This is a genomic window from Mycobacteriales bacterium, assembly GCA_036497565.1.
Classification (GTDB): Bacteria; Actinomycetota; Actinomycetes; order Mycobacteriales; family QHCD01; genus DASXJE01.
The window spans coordinates 59,658-85,391 of record DASXJE010000046.1 but is presented as its reverse complement, the minus strand read 5'-3'; the positions used below and the strand labels follow the sequence as shown (position 1 = coordinate 85,391).

Below are 25,734 nucleotides of genomic sequence, written 5' to 3'. Positions count from 1 at the left end.
CGGATGAGAACGTGGGCGGCGCGGTTCCGGACGCGCCAATATCTCAAGGGCAGCCTGTGGGTGCTGCCACTGCTGGGCGCCATCCTCGGCACGCTGCTGGCGCAGTTGGTCCTGTGGATAGACGAAAACGCTCATCTGCCTGTCGGATGGCACTATTCGGCGACGACGGCCAGTACGGTCCTCGCCTCGATCACCGGGGCGATGGTCGCGCTGCTCGGATTCGTCGTCACCATCGGCGTACTGGTGATCCAGCAGGCGACCGGCACGCTGTCCCCGCGGTTCATGCGGCTGTGGTACCGGGACCGACTGCAGAAGGCGGTGCTGGCGACGTTCACCGGCACGCTCACATTCGCCTTCTCGCTGCTGCGCAAGGTCGAGGAGAACTCCGTTCCCGACCTCGGGGTCTCCCTCGCCGGTGCCGCGGTCGTCGTGAGCATCATCATGCTGCTGATCTATCTCAACCGGTTCACCCACGCCCTTCGCCCGGTCGCGGTGGCCGCGCTGGTGGGGGAGACCGGTCACCAGGTGCTGACCGATTGGTCCGGACTGGTCGCGAGCAGCAAGGTGCGCGGCCTCGACCCGACGGACGCAGCCCCGACGGGTCAGATGCTCGCCGTGACATCGACCCGGCCAGGAGCGATCCAGGCCGTCGACGCCAAAGGCCTGATCGGTGCTGCCGTCCGCCACGACTGCGTCCTGGTCCTGGCCCGCTCAGTCGGAGATTTCGTCCCGCCCGGCACCACACTCATCGAGGTCCCCGCCGCGGCCGTCGGTGGCGTCCTCGATGACGACGAGGTCGAAGAGCTGCGGGGATTCATCGCCCAGGGCGACGAGCGGACCATCGAGCAGGATCCCGCGTTCGCCCTGCGGATCATGGTGGACATCGCGATACGGGCGCTGTCCGCGGCGATCAACGACCCGACGACCGCGGTCCAGGTGCTCGACCACATCGAGACCTTTCTGCAGCGTTTGGGCCGCAGCGATCTGCGCGATCGTTACGTTGTCACTGACGCCCACGGTGTCGTCCGGTTGATCATCCCGGGCCGGGGCTGGGACGACTACCTCCGACTGGGGGTGACCGAGATCCGGGCGTACGGCGCGAACTCCATCCAGGTCTGTCGACGGCTGCGCGCCATGCTCGACGGGCTGCTCGACGTACTTCCCGCCGACCGCCACGCGCCGGTCCGGCTGGAACTGACCCGGCTCGATGCGGCGATCGACCGGTCCTACGCCGACCCGGACGACCGGGCCGCCGCACGCATCCGCGACCGGCAGGGGCTCGGCGCACCCACGACCGAGAACCAGGAGCCACCGGTCCCGGTGGCCGACGGAGGACCGTTCGCGTGACGTCGGACCAGATCTTCCTCGGAGTGGGGCTGATCCTCGTGCTCGCGGTCGGGTCGCAGGTGCTCGCCAGCCGGCTGCGGATTCCGGCGCTCATCGTGCTGCTTCCCGCGGGGTTCATCGCCGGCGCGCTCACCAGCGACGTCAACCCCAATCGCCTGCTGGGATCGGCGTTCCAGCCGCTGGTGTCGCTCGCGGTCGCGCTGATCCTCTACGAGGCGGGCCTCGGGCTCGACCTGCGCAAACTGCACGGACACACCCGCCGGGTGGTCATCCGGCTGATCCTGCTGGGCGTTCCCATCACCTGGATCGTCGTCGCCCTTGTCGCGGATCCGGTGCTCGGAATGTCCAAGCGGGCGGCGGTGATGCTCGGGGCGATTCTCGTCGTCTCCGGTCCCACCGTCGTCGGCCCGATCCTGCGGTTCGTCCGCCCGGGCGAGCGGCTGCAGCGGCTGCTCACCTGGGAGGGCTCCCTGATCGATCCGGTCGGCGCCATCCTCGGGGTGGTGGTGTTCAACGCCATCGTCGCGAGCACCCATCGCGAGCGCGGGGCACAGATCACGCAGTTCTTCCTCAGTTTCGCCGTCGGCCTCGCCGGCGGTTTCCTGGGTGCGGTGGTGCTGTGGCTGTTGCTGCGCAAGCTCCGGCTCGGCGAGGTGCTCGGGGCGACGGCGCAACTCGCCGTGGTGATCGCGGTCGCCGCCGGATGCGACATCATCCGGGACGACTCGGGGCTCATCGCCGCGATCGTCGTCGGGCTGGCGATGGCGAGCACCAAGGCCTACGACGTCCCGGCCCGCCGGCCGTTCGCCGAGACGCTGATCGACCTGACCCTCGGCGTGCTCTTCGTGTCGATCGCGGCGACCGTGACCCCCGCCTCGGTGCGCAACCTCGTGCTGCCGACGCTCGTCCTGGTGGCGGTCCTCGTGCTGGCGACGAGACCGCTCATCGCCCTCCTGTCGAGCCTGGGCACCGACCTCAGCCGCGGTGAACGGGCTTTCGTGGGCTGGATGGCACCGCGCGGGATCGTCGCGGCCGCGACGGCGTCGACGTTCACCGTCGCCTTGACGGCCAAAGGTGTCCCGGGCGCGGGGAAGATCCTGCCGGCCACCTTCCTGGTGATCGTCGCCACCGTCGCGGTGTACGGCCTGACGGCGGCACCGGTCGCGCGACGGCTACGGGTCAGCCGCCCCTCGCAGACCCGGCCGCTGCTGGTCGGCGGCGATCCGTGGGTCATCGACCTCGGGATCGTGCTGCAGTCGGCCGGACTGCCGGTGCTGATGTGGGCGCCGAGGGAGCGGCAACGCGACCGGATCCGGTCCGCGGGACTGGATCTGGCCCCCGGTGAGCTGCTCGCCGCCGCGACCGGACGCGGGGCACAGCTGGCCGGCGTCACCGCCGTCCTGCTGCTGACCGTCGAGGACGACTTCAACGCGCTCGCGTCGACCGTGCTCGAGGGGAACGTCGACGGGTCGGTCTACCGGCTCGCCCCGCCGTTGCGCAGCAATGGTGTCGTGGCGCCGTACATGGGCGGGCAGATCCTCTTCGGCGGCAGGTTGACCGGTGCGACGTTGCTGCAACGACATCGGGGCGGTGCACAGATCTCGCTGTGTGCGGACGACGGGCCGGCGCCGGCGGACCACGACGTGATGTTCGTGATCCGGGCCTCGGGTCGACTGGAACCGGTGACCGGCCGCGGAGTCCCGTCGGCGCAGCCCGGCGACATCACGGTGCTGCTCGGCCCGGCGACGCCGCATCCGGTGCCTCCCCGCCCGCGGCTCTCGGTCTGGGGGATGGCGTGAGACCGCTCGATCCCCGGCTGCTGCGCGAGGCGCGGTCCGCCCGCGGCTACATCGCCGTGGGCACCGGGCTCGGCGTGCTTTCCGCAGTCGCCGTGATCGCCCAGGCGGTGCTGCTGGCCCACCTGATCGCCGCAGCGTTCGTCCACGGTTCCGACCTCGCTGCGCTGCGCGGATCGTTGGTGCTGCTGCTCGCCGTCATCGGTGTACGCGCGTTGCTGGCGTGGGCCCAGGAGGCGGTCGCGAGCCGGTCCGCGGCGCGGGTGAAGCAGCAACTGCGCGCCCGGCTGCTCCGGCACATCCTCGACCTCGGGCCGGGCTGGCTCGCCGGCAACCGCAGCGGCGACCTCACCGCGCTCACCACTCGCGGCATCGACGCCCTCGATCCCTACGTCGCGCGTTACCTGCCGCAGCTGGTGCTGACCTGCATCGTGCCGCCGATGGTGATCGCGGCGATGGGCTTCGCCGACGTGCTGTCCGCCGTGATCGTTCTCGTGACGCTGCCGGTGATCCCGGTGTTCATGGTGCTCGTCGGCTGGACGACCCGGGCCCGCACCGAGCGGCAGTGGTCCGCCCTGCAGCGGCTCTCGCACCACTTCCTCGACGTCCTCGACGGGATGCCGGTGCTCCGCGTCTACGACCGGGGCAAGGCACAGGCGACCGCCGTGCGGAAGGTGACCGATGACTACCGGCGTACGACGTTGTCGGTGCTGCGAGTTTCGTTCCTGTCGTCGTTCGTCCTGGAGCTGGCCGCGACCCTGTCGGTCGCCCTCGTTGCCGTATCGGTCGGGTTGCGGCTGCTCGGTGGTTCGGTCGGGCTGCAGACTGCGCTACTCGTGCTGATCCTGGCTCCCGAGGCGTATCTGCCGCTGCGCCAGATGGGCAGCGGCTATCACGCCGCCGCGGAAGGGGTGACCACCGCGAAGCGGGTCCTCGACGTGCTCGACGAGCCGCTACCGGACCGCGGCGACCTGCGTGCCCCGGTGGTCGCCGAGCTCGGACTGGACGTCACCGACCTGCAGATCCGCTACCCGGACCGGCCACGGGCCGCGCTGGCCGGTGCCACGTTACGGGTCGCGCCGGGGGAGCTGGTCGCGGTGATCGGCCCGTCCGGGGTGGGAAAGTCCAGCCTGCTCGCCGCGGTGCTGGGCTTCACGACCCCCGCCGCCGGCCGGATCCGGGTCGGCGCCGTCGACCTCGCCGAGTGCGACCCGGTGGTGTGGCGGGAACAGATCGGCTGGGTCCCGCAACGCCCGGCGCTGGTCGCGGGAACGGTGGCGGACAACGTCGCCCTCGGCGTACCGGACGCCACCGACGCGGAGGTCGCGGACGCGCTGGCCGCGGCCGCCGCGGACGAGCTGGATCCGGCGCTGCTGCTCGGCGAGGACGGCGCGGGCATCTCCGCCGGGCAGCGGCAACGGGTGGCGCTGGCCCGGGCGTTGCTGCGCAGCGCCCGAGGCGCCGGGCTGCTGCTGCTCGACGAGCCCACCGAGCACCTCGACCTCGCGACCGAGGAACGGATCGTCGACACGCTGCGGCGCATCGCCCACGAACCGTTGCGCCCGCGGTGCGTGCTGGTCGTCGTACATCGCGAGGCGGTGACCCGCGCCGCCGACCGGGTGGTGCGGCTATCCCTTCCCGCGCAGGTGGCGGCCGAGAGCTCGGCCGTGGAAGTGTCGGCATGACGCGCGCCGTCACTCGTCACGGGGATCACGCGGTCGGCCGGATCCTCGATCTGGCGCCGTGGCCGCGCCGTCGGTTCGCCGGCGCCGTCGGTCTCGGAACCCTGGCGCTGGGCAGTGCGGTGGGCCTCATGGCCGTCTCGGCGTGGCTCATCTCCCGCGCCGCGCAGCACCCGCCGGTGCTCGCCCTCGGCATCGCCGTGGTCGCGGTCCGGGGCCTGGCCATCGGGCGGGCCGTGTTCCGCTACTTCGAACGGTTGGTGTCGCACGACGTCGCCTTCCGCCAACTCGGCGATCTGCGGGTGGTGGTCGCCGCCCGGCTGGAGCCCCTCGCTCCCGCCGGCCTGGCGGCGTTCCGCCGGGGCGGCCTGCTCACCCGGCTCGTCGCCGACGTCGACGGCCAGCAGGACCTGCCGCTGCGGGTCGTCGAACCGATCGCGGTGGGCGTGCTGGTCGGGGCGCTGTCGGTGGGCACGGTGGCCTGGCTGCTGCCGCCGGCCGGCCTCGTCCTCGCGGTTGCGGTCGTCGTGGCCGCGACCGTCGTACCGGTCGTCACCGCCGCGGCCGGCCGCCGCTCGGACCGGCTGCTGGCGCCGGCCCGCGACCGGATGTCCACCGTCGTCGTCGAGACGCTGCGCGCGGCACCGGATCTCGTCGCGTGCGGCGCCGACCGGCAATGGCTGGCCCGCGCCGAGGACGCCGACGCCGAGCTCTCCCGGGTCGCCCGCGCCACCGGGCGGGTCGAAGGCATCGGCGCAGGGCTCGCGGCCCTCGTCGGCGGACTCGCCGTCTGGGGCATGGTCGAGGTCGGGATCCCCGCCGTACGGTCCGGGACGCTGCGCGGCGTCGACCTGGCAGTGGTGGTCCTGCTCCCGCTCGCGACCTGGGAGGCGGTGTCGGCGATCGCGCCCGCGTTGTCGGTGTGGTCACGGGTGCGTACGTCGGCCGGGCGGCTGGCCGACGTACTCGACGCGCCGGTGCCGGTCGCTTCGCCGGCGGTGCCGGTGCCGGTCGCGGACGGTCCCGGCCGAATCGCGGTGCGCCGGCTGACTGCGCGGTGGCCGGCCGACCCCGATGCTCCGGATGACGATCGGCCGCGCGGCGTGTCCGGGGTGGATCTCGACCTGGGTCCTGGTCGCCGGGTCGCCGTCGTCGGGCCGACCGGCGCGGGCAAGACCACCCTTGCTGCGGCGCTGCTGCGCTTCGTCGACGTGTCGGGCGGGGACTACGTCCTCGACGGCACGGATGTCCTCGCCGCGTCGGCGGATGACGTGCGGATGCGGATCGGGCACGTCGCAGGCGACGCGCACATCTTCGACTCGACCGTGCGCGAGAACCTGCGCCTGGCACGTCCCGACGCGACGGAGGAGGAACTCTGGGACGCCATGCACCAGGCCCGTCTGACCGAGTGGGTGCGCAGTCTGCCCGAGGGCGTCGACACCTACGTCGGCGAACGCGGCGCACGGATGTCGGGTGGGGAACGCACCCGGCTCGCGCTCGCCCGCGCACTGCTCGCCCGGCGTCCTGTACTGCTGCTCGACGAACCGACCGCGGCGCTCGACCCGGCGACGGCCGAGGCCGTGACCGCGGATCTGCTGGCGGCCGGGCGCGACCGGGCGGTGCTGTTGGTGACCCACCGCCTTGCCGGGCTGGACGGCGTGGACGAGGTGCTCGTACTCGACTCCGGCCGGGTGGTGCAACGCGGGCGGCCCGCGGACCTCGCTCAAACGCCCGGCCCGTACGCCGACCTCCTCGCGCACGACTCCACCGCCGCCGTTGACCCCGTGGACCCGGTGGACAAAACCCACTACTAGTGGGTTGTGGACCACGACACGCCGTACGACACGTCCAAAACCCACTACTAGTGGGTTTTGTCCACGGGGTGGCCGCTCACCGCGGTGACCAAAACGCACTCCTAGTGCGTTGTGGTCCGCGACACGCCGTGCCACACGACCAAAACGCACTAGGAGTGCGTTTTGGTCGGGCCGCGGGGACAGCGGCTGCGGCTAGCCGATCGGTGGGGCGCCGGGGGTCGCCGACGGCTGGCTCATCTGCTGCTGTTGCTCGACCTGCGTGACCTTCGCGTTCTGCTCGGCCTCGGTGTCGTTGCGCTGCGCCCGCTTCTTCCCGACGTGGTACGCCGCTCCGCCGACCGCGGCGGCCCGCAGCAGAGTGCGCCTGCGGCGCAGCATTACCGTCCGCCGCCGTTGGGTGACGGGGTCCCGTCGTCCTCGCCCGGCAGGCTCAGTCCGAGCGCGACCATGATCTCCGGCGCGGCGGCGACGACCTTCGGCAGGCCGATCTGCGGTGCGATCGCGCGCATCACGCCGAGGATGTCCTCCGGCGTCGCGCCGACGGCGAGAGCGTTCGCAACCTGCCACATGTACGACGCCGGTGGCGCGTCGAGCGCGATCAGCGCAGCGATCTTCACGAGGGCGAACGTCCGGGCGTCGAGGCCGGTGCGGTCCTGTTGCGCCTCACGCATCTCGAGCGCCTCGAGTACGGCGACGTCACCGGCGGACAAGCCGAGCAGAATGTCCTCGGTGTCCTTGCTCACGGACGGGGATCCGCCTGCGTCAGCCATCATGAGCTACCTCCGGATTGGTGGTGTCGCCCGAGCCTGCGCGGCCCGGGACGAGCGGGGCATCATCCCGACCGGATGAGCCATTCGGGTGCCCCGCGGGGGCCGGCGGCGCCGGCTCGGGAGCCGGAGCCGGCGTATCCGGGACCGGGTTGAGATGGGCGGACGCCACGTGGGCGACCACCACCGCAAGGATCACCAGCGGCATGGCTGCCACGCCGTCGGAGTAGAGCAACAGCGTGGCCAGTAACACCGACGTGAACGGCAGCCGCAGCATCGACACGCACATCGCGCCGATCCCCATCGCCACTGCCGGGACGAGCGGCAGCCCTGGCAGATGCGACATCAGGATCCCGCCCGCTCCACCGATGAACATCGCCGGGAAGATCGGGCCGCCGCGGAACGTACTCAACGATGCGCCGTAGGCGATGCTCTTGCAGGCGACGAGTAGCGCCAGCGCGCCGGCCGTATAGGCGCTGCTGTGCAGTATCAGCGGACCCAGGTCCGCCTGGCCGGAGAAGAGCACTTCGGAGGAGGGATGGCCGCTCCCTTCGAAGTAGGCGATCGCGAGGCCCGCGACGATCAACCCGACGATCGGTGCGGCGATCAGCAGGCGCCGCTCCACCGGCGTCCGCATCCACAGACCGAGACGATGGATCCCGAGACCGACGATGGCCGCGGCCAGTCCGATGGCGAACGCCCAGCCGAATTCGGCGACGTCGGGCCGGGTGAAGGGCGGCAGGTTGGGGATCGAGAGGGACGTCTTGCCGAGTCCGGTCAATGAGTCCAGCCCGATGAACACCAACGAACCGATCCCGGCCGACAACAGTCCCGGCACCAGTACGAGCGACGCGGTCGCGCCACCGAGCCCGGATGCTTCCATCAGCAGGAACGCGCCGAGCAGTGGCGAACCCAGCAGCGTGCTGATCGCGGCGAAGCTCCCCGCGGCGCCGACCACGGCCACGGCCTGCGCGTTTGCCCCGCGCTTGATCAGCCGGATCGACCAGGCGGCAAGTCCGGCGCCGATGGCGATCAGCGGTGCCTCCGGGCCGAGGACCGCCCCGAAGCCGAGGGTGAGCACCGACGCGAGGATGACGCTCGGCAGCTGGATCGCGGTCGGCGCACCGTGCACCTTGAAGCCGTCCGCGGGCGACGCGCCGCCCTTACCCGGCAGGTAGCGGATCGTCAGCGCGACCAGCAATCCGCCCACCGCGAGCACCGGCGCCGGCCACCAGGTCGGTACGCCGTGGAATCCGACCCCCTTCGGGAGATCGGTGAACAGCCACGTCTGCATGTGGGTGGTCAGCTGCAGGAAGTAGTAGGCGACCACCGAGATCGGTACGCCGAGGACCGCGGCGATCAGCAGCAGTGCCAGGTAGCTGCGGGACCGCAGCAGGGTGAGCGGGTTCTGTACCTGGGGCAGCGAGCCTGCAGAGTCGCTCACCGTGCATCACCCCGCCGTTGCCGGATCGCCGTACCGGAGTACGCCGAAGGCCTGCGCCTGCTCGACCGCGTCGGCGCGTGAACTCACCCCGAGCTTGCGGTAGGCCGAGATCGCCTGCGTCTTGACGGTGTTGCGGGACAGGAAGAGCCGCCGGCCGATCTCCTCGAAGGACAGGTGCGTCGGCAGGTACTGCACCACGCGCAGCTCGGCGGCGGTCAGCGCGGACGGGCCCAGCGCCGTGGTCACCGGCATCCGCTGCACCATGCGCCAGCCGTCGTCCAGCCACTCCTGCAGGACCGGACCGTCGGGCACCTGCGAGACGAGGTTCTGTCCTTCGGAGAGCAGCACCCGCGCGGCGGCCGGGTCGCCCAGCAACAGGTAGGTCCGGGCGAGTACGACGCGGGCCTCCACAGCCAGCCACGGCGCCACCTGGGTGATGACCGCGATCTGGCGTCGGGCGCGGCGTACCTGCGCGCGGGCCTGGTCGAGCTCGCCGCGGTGGGCCAGCATCAGGGCGGAGACGCAGGCCACCGGGCCCATCGAGGCCATGTCCTGCAGTCCGTAACGCTCGACGACCTCCACGCCCCGGGCGGCCAGCTCCTCGGCACCGGTCCACGCGCCCCGGTCCAGTGCCTCCAGCGAGAGCTGGGCGAGGCTCAGCGCGTGCGGTGGTCCGACGTCGAGGGCGGTCGCCAGCTGCTCCGCCTGCTCGAACAGGGCCTGGCCGGCCGCGGGTTCCCCGGACAGCTGTGCCGCGACGCCCTGGTAGAACAGCGCGAGGCTGCGCCAGGGATCCTCCGGAGCCTGCAGTTGCTCGGCGAGCTCGGCGTCCTGGCGCATCCGGTCGATGCCGTCGGCGGCCAGCGTCGCGCGCAGCAACGCGACCGCCGAGGTCAGCGGGCCGGTGTCCTGCGCCGCGTCCGCGTGTTCGTCCGCGCGTTCGGCGGCCGCCAGCCACGGCTCGATGTCCCGTCCGGCCGGTACGGCGCACCAGGCCGCGGCCAGCGCCAGCAGGGGCTGGGCGAGAACCTCGTCGGCGGCGAAGCCGGCCACCCAGGTCTCCAGCGTGGCCCATTCCCCGTGACCGAGTCGCCACGGCACCTGCGACCACACCAGTTCCGCTGCCCTGTTCAGATCGCCGGCCGCATGCGCGTGCGTGATCGCCTCGTCCATGTCCCCGTGCTCGGCCAACCACTCGCTGGCCCGGGCGTGCAGGCCGACCTCGGCCTCGGGCTCGCGCTGGCGCAGTTCGCTGCGGAGCATCCGAGCGAAGAGCCCGTGGTAGCGGAACCGCTTCTGGTGCTGATCCATCGGCGCGAGGAACATGTCCGACTCGGCGAGCTCGCGCAGCGTCGACCCCGACCCGTGCGTCTGCAGTACGGCGTCGCAGAGCTCCGGCGAGACGGTCGCCAGGATGGATGTGCGGGTCAGGAAGGCCTGCTGGTCCGGGGTCGTGCGAGCCAGCAGGTCGTCGCGCAGGTAGTCGGCGAGCAGGGTCTCGTCGCCGAGGAACCGGGCGACCGAGTCCTCGCCGCCGCCGCCGGCCCGGATCGTGAGAGCGGCCAGGTGCAGTCCGGCCGGCCAGCCCTCCGTACGGCGCATCAATGCGACGGCGTCATCGCTGTGCAGGTTGAGTCCCTGGGCGGCGAGCAGGGCCCGGCCCTCGTCCAGAGACAGGGTCAACTCCATCGTCCCGACCTGGCGCACCCGGCCCTGCGCGCGCAACCGCCCCCATGGCAGCCCGGGCCGGCCGCGGGCCGCGAGCACCACCTGTGACCCCGCCGGCAGGTGCCGGAACAGCAGCGTCAGGACGTCCAGGCAGACCGGATCGGTGAGCCGGTGGGCGTCGTCGAGCATGAGCACGAACGGCGGCAGCTGCATCAGCGCGCGACCGAGGCGCGGGAGTGCGGTCGAGAAGACCGCCGTACCCCCGGTCCGCAGTGCGGCGGCGACGGCGGGATCCAGCGGCTGCACCGTCTCGAGCGCAAGCAGGAGGTAGGCGAGAAAGACGCCGGGGTCGTTGTCGGAGTCCTCCAAGCTGACCCAGGCGACCGGCCGCGACTCGCGGTCCGCCCACTGCGTCAGCAGAGTGGTCTTGCCGTAGCCGGACGGGGCGGCCACGAGGATCACCGACTGCTCGGCCGATGCCGTCAACAGGTGGGCCGACGTGCGGCGCAGCACCAGCCCGTCCCGACTCCGTGGCCTGCGTAGCTTGGCCGCGACCGGAACGAACCCCACCGCCGCCGGACGGGACGTTCCACCCGGGCGCAGCGCCACGCCCGGGGCAGCCTCTCCGGTCGGCGGGCGGGCGGACAGGTCGGTCATCGCCAAGCCCCCTCGGCACGGTCGGACCCGCGCCATAACGAGGCTCGCACCCCCGATCGCTCCGTGCAGCGGTTTCCCCGAGGTTCGATGGGTCTTCGTCCGGGCGAAACCGGCCGTTCATCCGCTCCGGATGACGACTCCGACCGCCGCCCGGGTGGAGCGTGATCGCCACCACACGCCCCCGACCATCCCGACGAGGCAGGCCCGTATGTCCACTCTGATCGCCATCGGCTATCCGGACGAAACGACCGCCGCCAGGGCCGCCGACGAGGCGCAGCGGCTCACCAAGGAGCTGATCATCGAACCGGACGCGATCGCGGTCATCCGACGCGACCGGGAAGGCAAGTTCCACGTCGAGACCAACCACCACCCGGTCGCCGGGGGCGCGACGTGGGGGATGTTCTGGGGAGTGCTGTTCGGGTTGCTCTTCTTCGTCCCGGTCTTCGGGATGGCCATCGGCGCCGGATTGGGCGCGCTGATGGGCAAGGTGGAGAAGGTCGGGATCGACAAGGAGTTCCAGGACCAGGTCCGGGACATGCTGCAGCCGGGTACGTCGGCGCTCTTCCTCGTCGTCGAGCACGCCACGCCCGACAAGGCCATCGAGGCGATGAGCAAGTACGGCGGCACCGTGCTGAAATCGTCGCTGTCCAAGAAGGACGAAGCAGAGCTGCAGACGGCCCTGCACGGCGCCAGCGCCGACGCCAACGCCTGATCGGTTTCGACACGCTGTTGGGTGTGGTGCGGCCCACCCGTGCCCACCCACTAATGTCGGAACGCCGATCACCCGGACCGCGCCGGTGTCCCGCCGCGCGGCAGCGGTGCAACCACGACCCGAACGGAGACGGCAGCACCGTTGAGTGTCGGCACGATACTGCGACCTGAACCCGGCCGGCCGCTGCGCGCGTGGCAGCGCGCTGCACTCGAGGCGTACGGCGACGGCGCGCACGAGGACTTCCTGGTGACCGCGACGCCCGGCTCGGGCAAGACGACCTTCGCGCTGACTGCCGCGGCGCGGCTCCTGGCGAGTCGACGGGTGGCGCGGGTCGTCGTCGTCTGCCCGACCGATCATCTGCGCCTGCAGTGGGCGCAGGCTTCGGCCGCCGCGGGCATCGCGCTCGATCCCCATCTGTCCAACGCGACCGGGCCGGTGCGCGCCGACTCGACCGGTTACGTGGCGACCTACGCCCAGGTCGCGGCCAAACCGATGCTGCACCGGCGTCGGGTCGAGGCCCGGCCCAGCCTGGTGATCCTCGACGAGATCCACCACGCCGGCGACGGACTGTCGTGGGGGGACGCCGTACTGGAGGCGTTCGACCCGGCCCGCCAGCGCCTGGCGCTCACCGGGACACCCTTCCGGACCCGGGCCGACGAGCGGATCCCGTTCGTGCGGTACACCGACGACGGAGAGGGCGCGTTGGCGAGCGTCGCCGACTTCAGCTACGGCTACCGCGACGCGCTGGCTGACGGGGTCGTACGCCCGGTCGTCTTCGCGGCCTACACCGGCGTCTCCCGGTGGCGGAACTCCGCCGGCGAGGTGGTGGCCGCGTCCCTCACCGAACCGCTGACCAAGAGCACCGAGGCGGCGGCGTGGCGGACCGCGCTCGACCCGCGCGGGCAGTGGGTGCCGCACGTCGTCGCGGCGATGGACGACCGCATCACCCACCTGCGCGAGGCGGGCATGGAGGACGCCGCGGGGCTGGTCCTGGCGAGCGACCATGAGGACGCGCGCGCGTACGCGCGGATCGTCGAGCAGGTGACCGGCGAACGACCCACGCTGATCCTCAGCGACGATCCGAAGGCCAGCGCGAAGATCGCGGCGTTCACCGAGTCCGCGCAGCGGATCGCGGTCTGCGTGCGGATGATCAGTGAGGGCGTCGACCTGCCCCGGGCTGCCTGCCTGGCGTGGCTGACGTCGTACCGCACTCCGTTGTTCTTCGCGCAGGCCGTCGGCCGGGTGGTGCGGGCGCGTCGCGCGGGGGAGTCCGCGACCGTCTTCCTGCCCGCCGTACGTCCGCTGCTCACCCTGGCCGCGGACATGGAATCCGAGCGCAACCACGTCACGCCCGGGCCCAAGCCGGACAGCGACGACCTGCTCGATCCGGTGCCGGAGAGCGAGGCCGAGCGGGGCGCGCGCGGTGACTGGGAGGCGTTGCACGCCGAGGCGGAGTTCGCGCACGTGCTGCACGCCGGGCAGGCGGTGGTCGGCAGCGCCGAACCGCTCACCGACGACGACGAGGACTTTCTCGGCCTGCCCGGGCTGCTCTCCCCGGAGCAGACCGCCGCGCTGCTCGCCCGCCGCGACCGCGAGTTGCGGGCGCGCACCGTTCCCGGCCCGGCCGGCGGGGAGTCCGACGACACGCCCGACACCTCATGGGAAACCGCCGCCGCACTGCGGCGGGAGGTCAACAGCCTCGTCGCCCAGGTCGCCGCCCGCACCGGGTCGCCGCACGCCGCTGTGCACATGCGGCTGCGCGTCGCCGTACCCGGCCCGCCGTCGGCATCGGCGACGGTAGAGGTGCTCGCCCGCCGCCGCGATCACCTCCTCGCGGAACTCTGACGCCGGGGCCACCTACGGGCGGCGGTTCGCGCACGGCGGCCGACATCGTGCGCCGTACTCGCAGGAATGGCCTCGAGATGCGAGTAGCGCGCACGATGTCGCCGGGGCTCGGCCCCGGAGGTCGACATCGGACGCTGTACTCGCATTTTGCGGCGCTTTTTGCGAGTAGCGCGTCCGATGTCGCCCGGGGTCGCGTACGGCGGCCGACATCGTGCGCCGTACTCGCAGGAATGGCCCCGAGATGCGAGTAGCGGGCACGATGTCGCCGGGGCCGCCGGGGGTCGCATCGGTCGCGTACGGGTCCGCGCCAAGTCTTACGAAGTGCGAAACGACCTCGATTTCGGCCGGCAGCAGGGTGAGTATCCGCCTGAGGAACACCACGATCTCCCATCCGACTGGCGTTCATCTGAGGAGAATCATGAAGAGCAGCGTTCGTCTCGCCGGCGTCGGCGGACTCGCCCTCGCCGCCACCGCAATCTTCGCCGTACCGGCGTCCGCGTCGCCGGCACATCACCCGTCCCCGCATCGGGCGGCCGTGTTCGTCCAGACTGATAACCCGAGCGGCAACGCCGTCGTCGCCTATCGCCGGTCACCCGACGGCAGCCTGCACCGGCGCGGGACCTACGCGACCGGCGGTCTCGGCGGCGTGCTCGCCGGGTCGGTCGTCGACCACCTGGCGTCGCAGGGCTCGCTGACCTACGACCGCGCCCGCGGCCTGCTGTACGCCGTCAACGCCGGAAGCAACACGATCACGTCCTTCACCGTCCGCGGCGACCGTCTCTCCCGGCACCAGGTGACCTCGTCGGGCGGGTCGTTTCCCGTCAGCATCGCCGAACACGGCCACCTCGTCTATGTCCTCAACGCCCGCAACGGAGGCTCGATCCAGGGCTACCTGCGCGTCGGAGACACCCTGCTGCGCATCCCTGCCTGGCACCGCAGCCTCGGGCTCGACCCGACGATGACGCCGGAGTTCACCAGCACGCCCGGCCAGGTCACGTTCACGCCCGACGGCTCCAAGCTCATTGTCACCACCAAGGCGAACGGCAACGCGATCGACGTCTTCGCGCTGCACGGACTCCGCGGCCCGTCAACCACACCGGTCGTCAACGTCGAGCCTGCCGCGGTCCCGTTCGCGTTGACCTTCGACGCCGCGGGTCACCTGGTCGTCACTGAAGCCGGTCCCAACGCGGTGGCCACCTTCCGCCTGCACCGCGACGGCACCCTCAGCGCCATTACCCAGGCGGCGACCGGGCAGGCCGCGACCTGCTGGATCCTGCGCGTCGGCGCGAACTTCTACGCCTCCAACGCCGGGAGCGGCACCGTCTCGGGCTACCAGGACCGCGGCGCCGGTGCGCTCCAGGCGCTCGGTACGACGGCCACCGATCCTGGCACCGTCGACTCCGCCGCGACCGCCGGCGGCCGCTACGTCTACGTGCAGACGGGCGCAAACGGAATCGTGGACGAGTACCGCGTCGGCGACCGCGGGTCTTTGACCCCGCTGGGCTCGGTCACCGTTCCGGACGCCGTCGGAGGCGAAGGGATCGCCGCCTCCTGAACCCCTTGGACCCGGTCATGCGCAAGCGTGACCGGGTCCTCGGGTGTTCCGGCCAAGGAAACGCAGCGCGCTGGACGTCGACCACGGTCACAGGTTCCGGAGCGCTCTCCACGCGGCGATCGAACTGCCGTCCCGGAATCGCCAGTCGCCGCGGGCGCCGGTGTTGTACCAGTACAGGACTGTCGTGAAGGCCGGGTGGGCGACCAGCCACCGCCGATCGGCCCGGAACGTCGCTGCCCGCCGGTGGGACCACCTGTCCGTCTTGGCGTGCACAGGGCTGACCCCCACGCCGTATTCGGCAAAGACCAGCGGCTTGCCGCGATGTCGGACCAGGCGGTACCAGTGTTGGAATGCGGTATCGGCGGCGAGGCCCTTGCCGGACGGCTTCGCCTCGTAGTTGTCGACCGCGTAGAAGTCGACGCGACTGGCCGGTGGCAGGAATCGCCCGGACTGGCCGTGACGACCGCCGGCGTACTGGTAGGACATCGCCGCCATGCCGACGCGGAGCCGCCGGTTGGCTGCCTTCAGTACGTGGTACTGCCGCTCGTACTGGGCGACGAACGCCGCTCCGTTTCCGCCGTAGTCGTTCTCCGGCTCATGGTGAAAGATGATCCGGGTGCCCGGCGGGCATGACCTGGCGAACGCAACGGTTCTGCGGCTCGGTGTCTTGTAAGAGACGAACGCCACGACGCCGCGCGGCACATGAAGCTTCGAATAACGCGAGGGCAGCGCACCGGAGTAAAAGCGCCGCACCGCATGCAGCGGACCGATCCGCGCGTTGGCTGCGCCGAATCGGCCATCGGCCGTATCGGCGCCGGTGAGCAGCGTCCGGTGCACGACCGAACCGGTCGCCCCCTCGGCGGCGGACACCCAGGGGACGGCGCCCAGCACAATCGCGGCACTTCCCCCGATTGCGACGGCAGTGACGATCCGGCGATACCTTCTCATACCCACCGCCTCGGACCTCACCAGCCTGTCGCTTAAAGTAGCGACCTGGCTACCTAGAGTGTACGCCGCTGTGTGGGCGGCGTACGGGCCGGGGGTTCTGCGCCGATCGATGGCGTAGCCGGCGCCTCAGCTGTGCTGCGGTAGGCGGATCATGAATCGGCATCCGTGGTCGACGTTCTCGACCGCGATCTCACCTTGGTGGGCCTCGATGAGGCCTCGGGCGATCGCCAGCCCCAGACCCGCTCCGCCGTCGAGGGCGGTCTGCGGCGACCGCGCCGACTCGCCCCGGAACGCGACGTCGAAGATCCGCGGCAGGTCCCCGGACGGGATACCGCCACAGGCGTCCTGCACCATCAGCCAGGCGCCGTCGGTGTCCGCACCGGCCGCGACCACCACCGTGCCGTCGGTCGGCGTATGCCGGATCGCGTTCGCCAGCAGATTGCGCATCACCCGGGACAGTTCCGCGTCGCTGCCGCGGACCACCGGCCAGGCCGAGCCCTCGGCGCGGATGACGACCCGCTTGGCCTGCGCCGCGGGCAGCGTCGAGGCGACCGCGTCGGACACCAGATCGGCCAGCGACACCACATCCCAGTGCAGCGCGAGCGCACCGGCCTGAATCCGCGACAGCTCGAAAAGGTCGTCGACCATCCCGGCCAACCGGTCGGTCTCGCACCGGATCCGGCGGTGATAATCGGCGACCTGCGCGGGTTCGTCCACCACGCCGTCTTCAAGCGCCTCCGCCATCGCGCGGAGCCCCGCGAGCGGCGTCCGCAGATCGTGCGACACCCACGCGACCAGCTCACGTCGGCTCGCCTCCAGTGCCCGCTCCCGCATCCGGGCCTCCCGCTCCCACACGCTCGCCCGGGCCAGGCGGCGACCTAGGATCAGCGCCGAGCTCAGGCCGACCAGACCCGCGACCGCAACCACCATCAGCACGACACCGAGGTCATGACCGGACAGGAACATCGCCGACGCGGTCCCGACGACCCCGCTGACCACCGACAGCACAGCGACCAGCACCACCACGAACACGTTGGCCGTCACCGACCTGCGCCGCAGCAGCCACAGCGCGACGACACCGATGAGAACAACGGGAAGGGCGCAGCCCACGGCGATCGCCGCGACCGAGAAGCTGTCCGGGATCATGCCGACACCTCGGCGTCGTAGCGGTAGCCGACACCCCACACCGTCACGATCCGGGTCGGCGCCGACGCATCCGGCTCGATCTTCTCCCGCAGCCGGCGGACGTGCACGGTCACCGTCGCGTGATCGCCGAAGGTCCAGCCCCACACCCGTTCGAACAGCTCGGTCCGACTGAATGCCCTCCCGGGGTGGGCAAGCAGAAACGCGAGCAGATCGAACTCACGGGCGGTGACGGTGAGTTCGACTCCGTCGAGCGAGGCGTGGTGAGCAGCGACATCAACGACCAGGCCCCCGTCGCGCAGCACCACCTCGGTCGGCCGCGGCGGCACGGATGTACGACGCAACACCGACTTCACCCGCAGGCTCAGCTCCCGTGGCGAGAACGGCTTGGTCAGGTAGTCATCGGCGCCCACCTCCAGACCGAGCACCCGGTCGGCCTCGTCCCCCAGAGCCGTGAGCATGACGATCGGCACCGGGTGCGCGGCCCGCAACGCCCGGCACACCTCGAGCCCGGACAGGCCGGGCAGCATCAGATCGAGCACCACCAGGTCGGGCGGATCGGCCAGGGCGCGGGCGAGCGCGACCGCTCCGTCGCCGACCACGTCGACGGTCAGATGGTCGCGCTCGAGATATCGGCGTACGACGTCGCTCACTGTCGGATCGTCGTCGACCACCAGCACCCGAGCCGACGACCGCTCGGTCGTCACGGGAAGAGCCTAGGCGCGCGATCGATCCGGCGCCTCATTGACACCGGCGACATCGGCAGTGGTGATCGCGGGCACGGTGGCCCATATACCGCCTAGGGGTATGTAGTAGTCTCCCGACCATGCGGTTCCTGAACGCCATCGGGCACGCCCTCGGCATCGCGGGGTCGATGACGTGGGAGATCCTCTGGGCGCTGATCCTCGGGTTCGCGCTCTCGGCCGTGGTGCAGGCGGTCGTGCACAAGAACGAGATCGTACGGCTGCTGCCCGACGACCGCCCCAGGTCGCTGGCAACCGCGACCGGACTGGGCATCGCGTCGTCGTCGTGTTCTTACGCCGCCGTCGCGCTGGCCCGATCGTTGTTCCGCAAGGGCGCCAACTTCACCGCCGCGATGGCCTTCATGATCGCGAGCACCAACCTCGTCGTCGAGCTCGGAATCATCCTCGCACTCCTCATGGGATGGCAGTTCACCCTGGCCGAGTTCGTCGGCGGCCCGGTCATGATCGTGCTGTTGGCCGTGCTGTTCCGGTTGTTCGTCCACCGCCGCATCGTGGAGGCGGCCCGCAGGCAGGCCGACAAGGGCGTGGCCGGGTCGATGGAAGGCCATGCTGCGATGGACATGTCCGTCGACGCGACCGGCCCGATCTGGCGTCGGCTGCGTACGCCGGCCGGCATCACGAGCACCTCGCACATCTTCGTGATGGAGTGGGCGGCGGTCTACCGCGACATCGTCGTCGGACTGCTGATCGCGGGCGCGTTCGCCGCCTGGGTCCCTGAATCGTGGCTACGCGACGTCTTCCTCAGCAGCGACCCGACGGTCGCCAAGATCTGGGGACCGTTGATCGGACCGCTCGTCGCGGTGATCTCGTTCGTGTGTTCGATCGGCAACGTGCCGCTCGCTGCGGTGCTGTGGAACGGCGGGATCAGTTTCGGCGGTGTCGTGGCGTTCATCTTTGCCGACCTCATCATCATCCCGATCCTGCTGATCTATCGGAAGTACTACGGCACGGCGATGATGCTGCGGATCCTGGCGCTGTTCTACGTGACGATGGCCGCCGCGGGCTACGTCGTCGAGCTGGTCTTCACCCCGCTCGGCCTGATCCCCTCGACCCGTACGGCGAAGGTCGTCGACTCCGGGATCAGCTGGAACTACACGACCTGGCTCAACATCGTGTTCCTGATCCTCGCGGCGGGACTGGTCTGGCGGTTCTGGCGCACCGGCGGCGTCCCGATGCTGCGGATGATGGGTGGGGGTCCGGAGAGTTCGGATTCCAGCGGGCACGCGCACGACGCGCACGATCCGGGGTCGCACACTTAGCGCCGCCGCGCCGTTATCGTGCGGTCGCATGGAGATCACGTCCGCGGTGTCCGACCGGCGGTCGTTCCTCCGCCGGTCGAGCGGGCTGGTCGTCCTCGGCGCACTCGCCGCGGGCTGCCGATCGCAACCGGGTCCGGTCGGCTCGGGTGAGCCGCAACTCACGCAGTGGTACCACGACTACGGCCAACCCGGCGCCGAGCGGGCCGCGAAGCGCTACGCCGCGGCGTTCGGCAAGGCCCGGGTCACGGTGGGGTGGAAGCCCGGCAACTACACCGCCACGCTGGCGGCCGCCCTGCTGGGCCCCGCGCCGCCCGACATCTTCGAAGGTCAGGTGAGCGACGACCTCGTCCGGTCCGGGCAGCTGGTGCCGCTCGACGACCTGCTCGGCGCGGCCCGTCCGGACTTCGCCCCGGCCGACCTCGCGGCCAACACCGTAAACGGCAAGGTTTACGGGATCCCGATGGTCGAGGACATGCAGTTGCTCTACTACCGCAAGAGTCTGCTGCAGCGGGCCGGACTCCCGCCGCCGGCGACCGTCGAGGAGCTGATCGGCGCGGCGAAGGCGCTGACGACGAAGAAGGTGAAGGGTCTGTTCGTCGGCAACGACGGCGGGGTGGGTGCCCTGGGCGGTCCGGTGCTGTGGTCGGCCGGGCTGACCTACACGACGCCGGAGCACCGGATGGGGTTCGACAGCCCGCGGGCCGTGGCGGCGCTGGAGAAACTGCGCCAGCTCTACACGAGCAACAGTTTGCTGTTGGATTCGTCCACCGACTGGTCCGACCCGTCGGCGTTCGTCCACGGGCTCGTCGCCATGCAGTGGACCGGTCTGTCGGCGCTGCCGGCGATCACCCGGGTGTGGGGCGGGGACGTGGCCGTGGCCGCCTTTCCGCCGCTCGACGGGCAGGGCCGGCCGTCCGTCCCGATCACCACCTTCGCGGCGATGGTCGACGCCAAGAGCCCGAACCTGGACGCGGCCAAGTCGTTCGTCCGGTGGCTCTGGGTCGACCGCACCGACTACCAGGCGGAGTTCGCTCTCGACTACGGCCTGCACCTGCCGGCGCGCACGAGCGTGGCGGAGAAGGCGACCGCGCTGGCGAGCGGCCCCACGGCCGAGGCGCTGCAGCTGTCCCGGCACTATGCGATGCCTGTGACGCCGCCGGACTGGACACCGAAGATGAGCGCGGCCTACGCCGACGCGCTGACCAACGTGATCCGCGGCGGCGCCAGGCCGGCGCCGGAGCTGGACAAGGTCAAAGCCACCGTCACGAGCGAGCTCGCCCGGTTGTTCGGATAGCCGAGAGCCCTCAGACGCCGGCGGGCGCCTCGTCCTTCAGCGAGCCCCGGATCTCGTTCCGGAACTCGGGTGAGTCGGTGTGGCCGTGCACGGAGACCGCATGTTCGGCGGCGGCGCGGACGACCTCGTCCTCTGCTCCGCTGATGGTGAGAGTGCAGCCGGACTCGCTCGGCATGTCACGGCAGTCGGCGACCTTACGCATGGTTGTCCTCCCCGGACCTCAATGGGGACGCGGCTAGGCCGGCCGGGTCGACCGGCAGTGCCCATCGTCACGCACCGTGGCGGGCAGCGCCGTCGTTTCGCCGAATCGGGGAGCCGACCGGGTGGATCTGCGCATGGCTGGCGCATCAGGGGTCTCACCAGGCACAATGATCACGGCAACGTCACAGCGTCACCGTGTGTCCCATGGTCGAGGTCGTCGGGGAAGGCGTCCCTCGTCCAACCGGAGGTCACCGTGGCCACACGTGGCGTCGTCTATGTCCACTCGTGCGCGCCCGCTGTTTGCCCGCATGTGGAGTGGGCTATTTCGGCTGTCCTCGACATGCGGGTCACGCTGTCGTGGACCGGGCAGCCCGCCGCGCCCGGCGCACTGCGCGCAGAGTGCGGATGGAGCGGTCGGGCCGGCACCGGTGGCCGCCTCGCCGCGGCGCTGCGGGACTGGCCCATGTTGCGGTTCGAGGTCACCGAGGACGCGAGCCCGGGCTGCGACGGCGAGCGCATCGTGCACGTCCCCGGCCGGGGAACCCACCGGGCGGCGACGAGTGCCAACGGCGACCTGGTGATCGGCGAGCAGCAACTGCGCGCCGCCCGGGCCGGTTGCGTGACCGCCGACGACTTCGCGCATGCGATCGACACCATGCTCGGGGCGTCGTGGGACGCCGAGCTCGAGCCCTACCGGCAGGCCGGCGACGGCGCACCGGTCCGGTGGCTGCACCAGGTCGGCTGAGACTGTCGGCAGATCGCCTACAGCGGGATGTTGCCGTGCGCGCCGCGACCCGCGGGCGCGGCGGCCAGCGCCTCGGCCAGTCGGCGTCGGGTGGTGTCGGGCTGGATGATCTCGTCCACGACCCCGATCTCCAGTGCGCGGTTGACGCCACCGGCGATCTTCTCGTGCTCGGCGGTCAACCGCGCATGCAGCGCCTGCCGTTCGTCGTTCGGTACGGCGGCGAGCTTCTTGCGGTGCAGGATGTTGACGGCGGCGGATGCGCCCATCACGGCGACCTCGGCGGTCGGCCACGCGAGTACGGCGTCCGCGCCGAGCGCACGTGAGTTCATCGCGATGTAGGCGCCGCCGTAGGCCTTGCGCGTGATCAGCGTGACGCGGGGCACCACGGCCTCGGAGAAGGCGTGCAGCAGTTTGGCGCCGCGCCGTACGACGCCGTCCCACTCCTGTCCCACCCCGGGCAGGTAGCCGGGAACGTCGACGAGAACCACCAGGGGTACGCCGAACGCGTCGCACATCCGCACGAACCGCGCGGCCTTCTCCGCCGACGCCGAGTCGAGGCATCCGCCGAGGCGCAGCGGGTTGTTGGCGATGACGCCGACCGTCCGCCCGGCCAGCCGACCCAGCGCCGTCACGACGTTGGGTGCCCAGCGCGGGTGCAACTCCACCAGGCTTGCGTCCGGGTCGAGGATGGCGGCGACCACCGGGTGGACGTCGTAGGCCCGCTGGGGAGCGTCCGGGAGCAGCGCCGAGACATCGACGTCCTCGGTGATGACCGAGGGCGTCAGCCGGCCCGGTACGGAGAGCAGTTGGGTCAGCGCCCGGGCCCGCTCCATCGCCTCCTCGTCGGAGGTGGTGACCACGTGGACCACGCCGCTGCGTCGGCCGTGGGTGTCGGGTCCGCCGAGCCGCTCCATGTCGACCATCTCGCCGGTGACACTGCGGACGACCTCAGGACCGGTCACGAAGACCCGTCCGGCCGGACCCATGATGACGATGTCGGTGAGGGCCGGGCCGTAGGCCGCGCCACCGGCCGCCGGGCCGAGCACGACCGAGATCTGGGGTACCCGGCCGGAGGCCCGCACCATCGCGGCGAACACCTGGCCGACGGCGTCGAGCGCCTCCACGCCCTCGGCCAGCCGCGCGCCGCCGCAGTGCCACAGCCCGATGACCGGCACCCGCTCGCGGACGGCCGTGTCGATTGCGTCGACGACCCGCCGGCAGCCCTCCGAGCCCATCGCGCCGCCCATGACGGTGCCGTCGGTCGCGTAGGCGATCACCGGGCCGCCGTCGACCGTTCCACGGGCGGTGAGCACTCCGCAGCTGTCGTGTTCGGACAGCAGGTCGACCGAGTCGTCGTCGAGGAGCGCGGCGAGCCGCACCTCGGGATCGCGCAGGTCCGGGGCGGGCCCGGCGGCGGCCGGGGCGGACGCGAGTGTGGTCACTGGTTGCTCCCCCTCAGGGTGGGCGATCGATCGGCTCGTCGACATGACATGGCGGCTACGCCCGGCAGAACGCGAGCGCGACGTTGTGCCCGCCGAATCCGAACGAGTCGCTGACTGCCGCGTCGAGTGAGACCTTGCGGGCGGTCATCCGGACCAGATCCAGGTCGATCTCGTCGTCGGGATCGTCGAGGTTGCGGGTCACCGGGATGATCCCGTCGCGGATGGCGAGCACGGTGGCGATCGCCTCGACCGCGCCGGCGGCACCGAGCAGGTGACCCGTCATGGACTTGGTCGAGGTGACCACCGGGTCGTTGCCGAGCGCCGCCCGGATCGCCTGGGCCTCGGCGAGGTCGCCCACGGCCGTCGACGTCGCGTGGGCGTTGACGTGCCCGATGTCGGCGCGGGTCAGGCCGCCGCGTTCGAGCGCCAGCCCGATGGCCCGCGCCGCACCGGACCCGACCGGATCGGGTGCGGTGATGTGGTACGCGTCGGAGGTGATGCCGCCGCCGGCGAGTACGCCGTAGACCTGGGCACCCCGGGCCCGCGCGTGGTCGGCGCGTTCGAGGACCAGGACGCCGGCCCCTTCGCCGAGGACGAAGCCGTCGCGCCCCTTGTCGAAGGGCCGGGACGCGGCCTCCGGGTCGTCGTTGCGGGTGGACAGCGCGCGCATCTGCCCGAAGCCGGCCATCGGCAGCGGATGGATGCAGGCCTCGGTGCCGCCGCTGACCACGACGTCGGCCCGCCCGGCGCGGATCACGTCGACCGCCCAGGCCAGGGCCTCCGCACCGGAGGCGCAGGCGCTGACCGGGGCGTGTACCCCGGCCCGGGCGCCGACATCGAGTCCGACCGCCGCGGCCGGCGAGTTGGGCATGAGCATCGGCACGGTCAACGGCGACACCCGCCGCGGACCGCTGGCCTCGAGCACGTCGTCCTGGCCGAGCAGCGTCAGCGCGCCGCCGATCCCGGTGCCGAGTACGACGGCCAGGCGCTCCGGGTCGACGTTGGAGTCGCCGGCTGAGCCGGCCAGACCGCTGTCGGCCCAGGCCTCCCGGGCGGCGACCAGCGCCAGTTGCTGGCACCGGTCGAGCCGGCGGGCCTCCACCCGGGACAGGGTCTCGGTGGGTTCCACCGCGACCCGGGCCACCAGGCGCGCCGTCAGCTGTTTTGCCCAGTCGTCCTCGAGCGCGGTCACCCCGGAGCGGCCTTCGAGCATGGCCGACCAGGTCGACGACACGTCCCCCCCGAGAGGCGTCGTCGCACCCATTCCGGTCACGTAGATGTCGTGCTCTGCGGTCATGACTTCGGTTCGGCCTCCGTAGCGCGGATGACTTCTCGCTGCGCCGTCGTGTCGGTCATCGCCCGGCCCGTGGTCGCGGGTGTGGTCAGGACTGGTTCTTCTCGATGTAGGCGATCGCGTCACCGACCGTCTTGAGGTTGGACAGCTCGTCGTCGGGGATCTTGACGCCGAACTTCTCCTCGGCGGCGAGAGCGACCTCGACCATCGAGAGCGAGTCCACGTCGAGGTCGTCGACGAAGGACTTCTCGGGGGCCACGTCGGCCGGCTGGACCCCGGCGACCTCTTCCAGGATGTCGGCGAGGCCGGAGCGGATCTCCTCGGTCGTCACGATGTGCTGTCCTTTCATCGGTGGACGGGACGGGCGGTGTGCCCGGCCCGGTGTGTCACGGGCAGGTGATGACCTGCCCGGCGTAGGTGAGCCCTGCGCCGAAGGCGATGAGCAGGGCGTGGTCGCCGGTGCGGATCTCGCCGCGTTCGCGCATGCGAGCCAGGGCCAGCGGTACGGAGGCCGACGAGGTGTTGCCGGTGTCGACGATGTCCCGGGCCACGATGGCGTCGGGGGTGCCGAGTTGCTTGACGATGGCTTCCACGATGCGCAGGTTGGCCTGGTGCGGGACGACGACCGCCAGGTCGGCGGGGGAGATGCCGGCCCGGGCGCAGGCCTCGAGGGCGACAGCGCCCATCTTGGTGGTGGCCCAGCGGAAGACCGCGCGGCCGTCCATCTGGATGTAGCGCTCCTCGTTGGTGCTGATCGCCTCGGCCTGCTCGCCGTCGCTGCCCCAGACCACCGGGCCGATGCCGGGTTCGTCGGCCGGGCCGATCACCGCGGCTCCGGCACCGTCGCCGAAGATGATGCAGGTCGAGCGGTCGGTCCAGTCCAGCCAGGCCGACAGCTTCTCCGCACCGATGAGCAGCACGTGTCGTGCGGACCCGGCCCGGATCGCGTCGCTGGCCATGGACAGGCCGTAGCAGAAGCCGGCGCACGCACCGTTGAGGTCGTAGGCGCCCGGGGTCGGGATCCCCAGCCGGGCGGCGATGCTCGGCGCGGCCGAGGGCAGCGCGGTCGGCATGGTGCAGGTCGCGGTGACCACCAGGTCGATCTTCTCCGGCGCGATCCCGCTGGCGGCCAGCGCCTTGCCCGCGGCGGCCGTCCCCATGTCGACGACGGTCTCGCCGTCGGCGGCGATGTGCCGGGAGCCGACGCCGACCCGGCTGCGAATCCACGCGTCGTTGGTGTCGAGCCGCTTCGCGAGGTCGTCGTTGGTCACCACCTGGGTGGGCCGGTAGTCGCCGATGGCGAGGATCCGCGCTCCCGGTGCTCCGTCGCCTGAATTCACCGGGCGCCGTCCTTTCC

Annotated in this window: 22 protein-coding genes; 10 read left to right on the top strand and 12 right to left on the bottom strand. The window is 71.4% G+C overall.

From position 1 onward, the window contains the following. Positions 1–3: 3 nt before the first annotated feature. The 4 genes from VGH85_04440 to cydC are packed head-to-tail and all read left to right on the top strand — an operon-like array spanning position 4 to position 6,639. Positions 4–1,347, top strand: a complete 1,344-nt coding sequence (locus tag VGH85_04440; GenBank protein ID HEY2173041.1) for a DUF2254 domain-containing protein — start codon at positions 4–6, stop codon at positions 1,345–1,347. After that, positions 1,344–3,146 (top strand): cation:proton antiporter, encoded by a 1,803-nt coding sequence (locus VGH85_04435; GenBank protein HEY2173040.1) that lies wholly within the window; start codon positions 1,344–1,346, stop codon positions 3,144–3,146. The genes VGH85_04440 and VGH85_04435 overlap by 4 nt, the downstream gene beginning before the upstream one ends. Beyond that, a complete protein-coding gene (gene cydD / locus VGH85_04430) occupies positions 3,143–4,828 on the top strand; it encodes a thiol reductant ABC exporter subunit CydD (GenBank protein HEY2173039.1) in 1,686 nt (561 codons plus the stop codon). The genes VGH85_04435 and cydD overlap by 4 nt, the downstream gene beginning before the upstream one ends. Continuing rightward, positions 4,825–6,639 carry a thiol reductant ABC exporter subunit CydC gene (gene cydC / locus VGH85_04425; protein HEY2173038.1) on the top strand — a complete coding sequence of 605 codons (1,815 nt, stop codon included), beginning with the start codon at positions 4,825–4,827 and terminating at the stop codon, positions 6,637–6,639. The genes cydD and cydC overlap by 4 nt, the downstream gene beginning before the upstream one ends. 192 nt (positions 6,640–6,831) lie before the next feature. On the opposite strand, the gene VGH85_04420 is transcribed toward cydC, so the two are convergent. The 4 genes from VGH85_04420 to VGH85_04405 are packed head-to-tail and all read right to left on the bottom strand — an operon-like array spanning position 6,832 to position 11,175. Further along, the gene (locus VGH85_04420; GenBank protein HEY2173037.1) at positions 6,832–7,017 is read right to left on the bottom strand and encodes a hypothetical protein; all 186 of its coding nucleotides are present in this window, start codon (positions 7,015–7,017) and stop codon (positions 6,832–6,834) included. Continuing rightward, complete coding sequence (locus VGH85_04415; protein HEY2173036.1) at positions 7,017–7,382, bottom strand: carboxymuconolactone decarboxylase family protein; 366 nt, start codon at positions 7,380–7,382, stop codon at positions 7,017–7,019. Before VGH85_04415 ends, VGH85_04420 begins: the two co-directional genes overlap by 1 nt. 19 nt (positions 7,383–7,401) lie before the next feature. After that, positions 7,402–8,850 (bottom strand): chloride channel protein, encoded by a 1,449-nt coding sequence (locus VGH85_04410; protein ID HEY2173035.1) that lies wholly within the window; start codon positions 8,848–8,850, stop codon positions 7,402–7,404. A 6-nt stretch (positions 8,851–8,856) separates the two neighbouring features. After that, a complete protein-coding gene (locus VGH85_04405) occupies positions 8,857–11,175 on the bottom strand; it encodes a LuxR C-terminal-related transcriptional regulator (GenBank protein ID HEY2173034.1) in 2,319 nt (772 codons plus the stop codon). 130 nt (positions 11,176–11,305) lie between these two features. Between VGH85_04405 and VGH85_04400 the strand changes: the two genes are divergently transcribed. From VGH85_04400 to VGH85_04390, 3 genes are all read left to right on the top strand, one after another. Further along, positions 11,306–11,887, top strand: a complete 582-nt coding sequence (locus VGH85_04400) for a DUF1269 domain-containing protein (protein ID HEY2173033.1) — start codon at positions 11,306–11,308, stop codon at positions 11,885–11,887. A gap of 141 nt (positions 11,888–12,028) precedes the next feature. Next, positions 12,029–13,732: a DEAD/DEAH box helicase family protein gene (locus VGH85_04395; GenBank protein ID HEY2173032.1), complete on the top strand. Its 1,704-nt coding sequence runs from the start codon at positions 12,029–12,031 to the stop codon at positions 13,730–13,732. A 418-nt stretch (positions 13,733–14,150) separates the two neighbouring features. Continuing rightward, positions 14,151–15,287, top strand: a complete 1,137-nt coding sequence (locus VGH85_04390; GenBank protein HEY2173031.1) for a hypothetical protein — start codon at positions 14,151–14,153, stop codon at positions 15,285–15,287. 87 nt (positions 15,288–15,374) lie between these two features. Here VGH85_04390 and VGH85_04385 read toward each other — a convergent pair whose 3' ends face one another. The 3 genes from VGH85_04385 to VGH85_04375 form a co-directional block, all read right to left on the bottom strand. Beyond that, positions 15,375–16,235: a hypothetical protein gene (locus tag VGH85_04385; GenBank protein HEY2173030.1), complete on the bottom strand. Its 861-nt coding sequence runs from the start codon at positions 16,233–16,235 to the stop codon at positions 15,375–15,377. A gap of 126 nt (positions 16,236–16,361) precedes the next feature. After that, positions 16,362–17,381: a HAMP domain-containing sensor histidine kinase gene (locus VGH85_04380; GenBank protein HEY2173029.1), complete on the bottom strand. Its 1,020-nt coding sequence runs from the start codon at positions 17,379–17,381 to the stop codon at positions 16,362–16,364. Then, entirely contained in the window at positions 17,378–18,085 is a 708-nt protein-coding gene (locus VGH85_04375) for a response regulator transcription factor (GenBank protein ID HEY2173028.1), read from the bottom strand. Before VGH85_04375 ends, VGH85_04380 begins: the two co-directional genes overlap by 4 nt. Before the next feature lie 119 nt (positions 18,086–18,204). Between VGH85_04375 and VGH85_04370 the strand changes: the two genes are divergently transcribed. Next, positions 18,205–19,401, top strand: coding sequence for a permease (locus VGH85_04370; GenBank protein ID HEY2173027.1), 1,197 nt, complete (start codon positions 18,205–18,207; stop codon positions 19,399–19,401). A 28-nt stretch (positions 19,402–19,429) separates the two neighbouring features. Beyond that, positions 19,430–20,695, top strand: a complete 1,266-nt coding sequence (locus VGH85_04365; GenBank protein ID HEY2173026.1) for an extracellular solute-binding protein — start codon at positions 19,430–19,432, stop codon at positions 20,693–20,695. 10 nt (positions 20,696–20,705) lie between these two features. On the opposite strand, the gene VGH85_04360 is transcribed toward VGH85_04365, so the two are convergent. Then, the gene (locus tag VGH85_04360; protein HEY2173025.1) at positions 20,706–20,897 is read right to left on the bottom strand and encodes a DUF1059 domain-containing protein; all 192 of its coding nucleotides are present in this window, start codon (positions 20,895–20,897) and stop codon (positions 20,706–20,708) included. A gap of 252 nt (positions 20,898–21,149) precedes the next feature. Between VGH85_04360 and VGH85_04355 the strand changes: the two genes are divergently transcribed. Continuing rightward, complete coding sequence (locus tag VGH85_04355) at positions 21,150–21,641, top strand: DUF3145 domain-containing protein (protein ID HEY2173024.1); 492 nt, start codon at positions 21,150–21,152, stop codon at positions 21,639–21,641. 17 nt (positions 21,642–21,658) lie between these two features. On the opposite strand, the gene VGH85_04350 is transcribed toward VGH85_04355, so the two are convergent. The 4 genes from VGH85_04350 to VGH85_04335 form a co-directional block, all read right to left on the bottom strand. Then, entirely contained in the window at positions 21,659–23,083 is a 1,425-nt protein-coding gene (locus VGH85_04350) for a carboxyl transferase domain-containing protein (GenBank protein HEY2173023.1), read from the bottom strand. 55 nt (positions 23,084–23,138) lie between these two features. Beyond that, complete coding sequence (gene fabF, locus VGH85_04345; GenBank protein ID HEY2173022.1) at positions 23,139–24,380, bottom strand: beta-ketoacyl-ACP synthase II; 1,242 nt, start codon at positions 24,378–24,380, stop codon at positions 23,139–23,141. An 85-nt stretch (positions 24,381–24,465) separates the two neighbouring features. After that, positions 24,466–24,726, bottom strand: coding sequence for an acyl carrier protein (locus VGH85_04340; protein HEY2173021.1), 261 nt, complete (start codon positions 24,724–24,726; stop codon positions 24,466–24,468). Between the two features lie 37 nt (positions 24,727–24,763). After that, positions 24,764–25,717, bottom strand: a complete 954-nt coding sequence (locus VGH85_04335) for a beta-ketoacyl-ACP synthase III (GenBank protein ID HEY2173020.1) — start codon at positions 25,715–25,717, stop codon at positions 24,764–24,766. Positions 25,718–25,734: the final 17 nt, after the last annotated feature.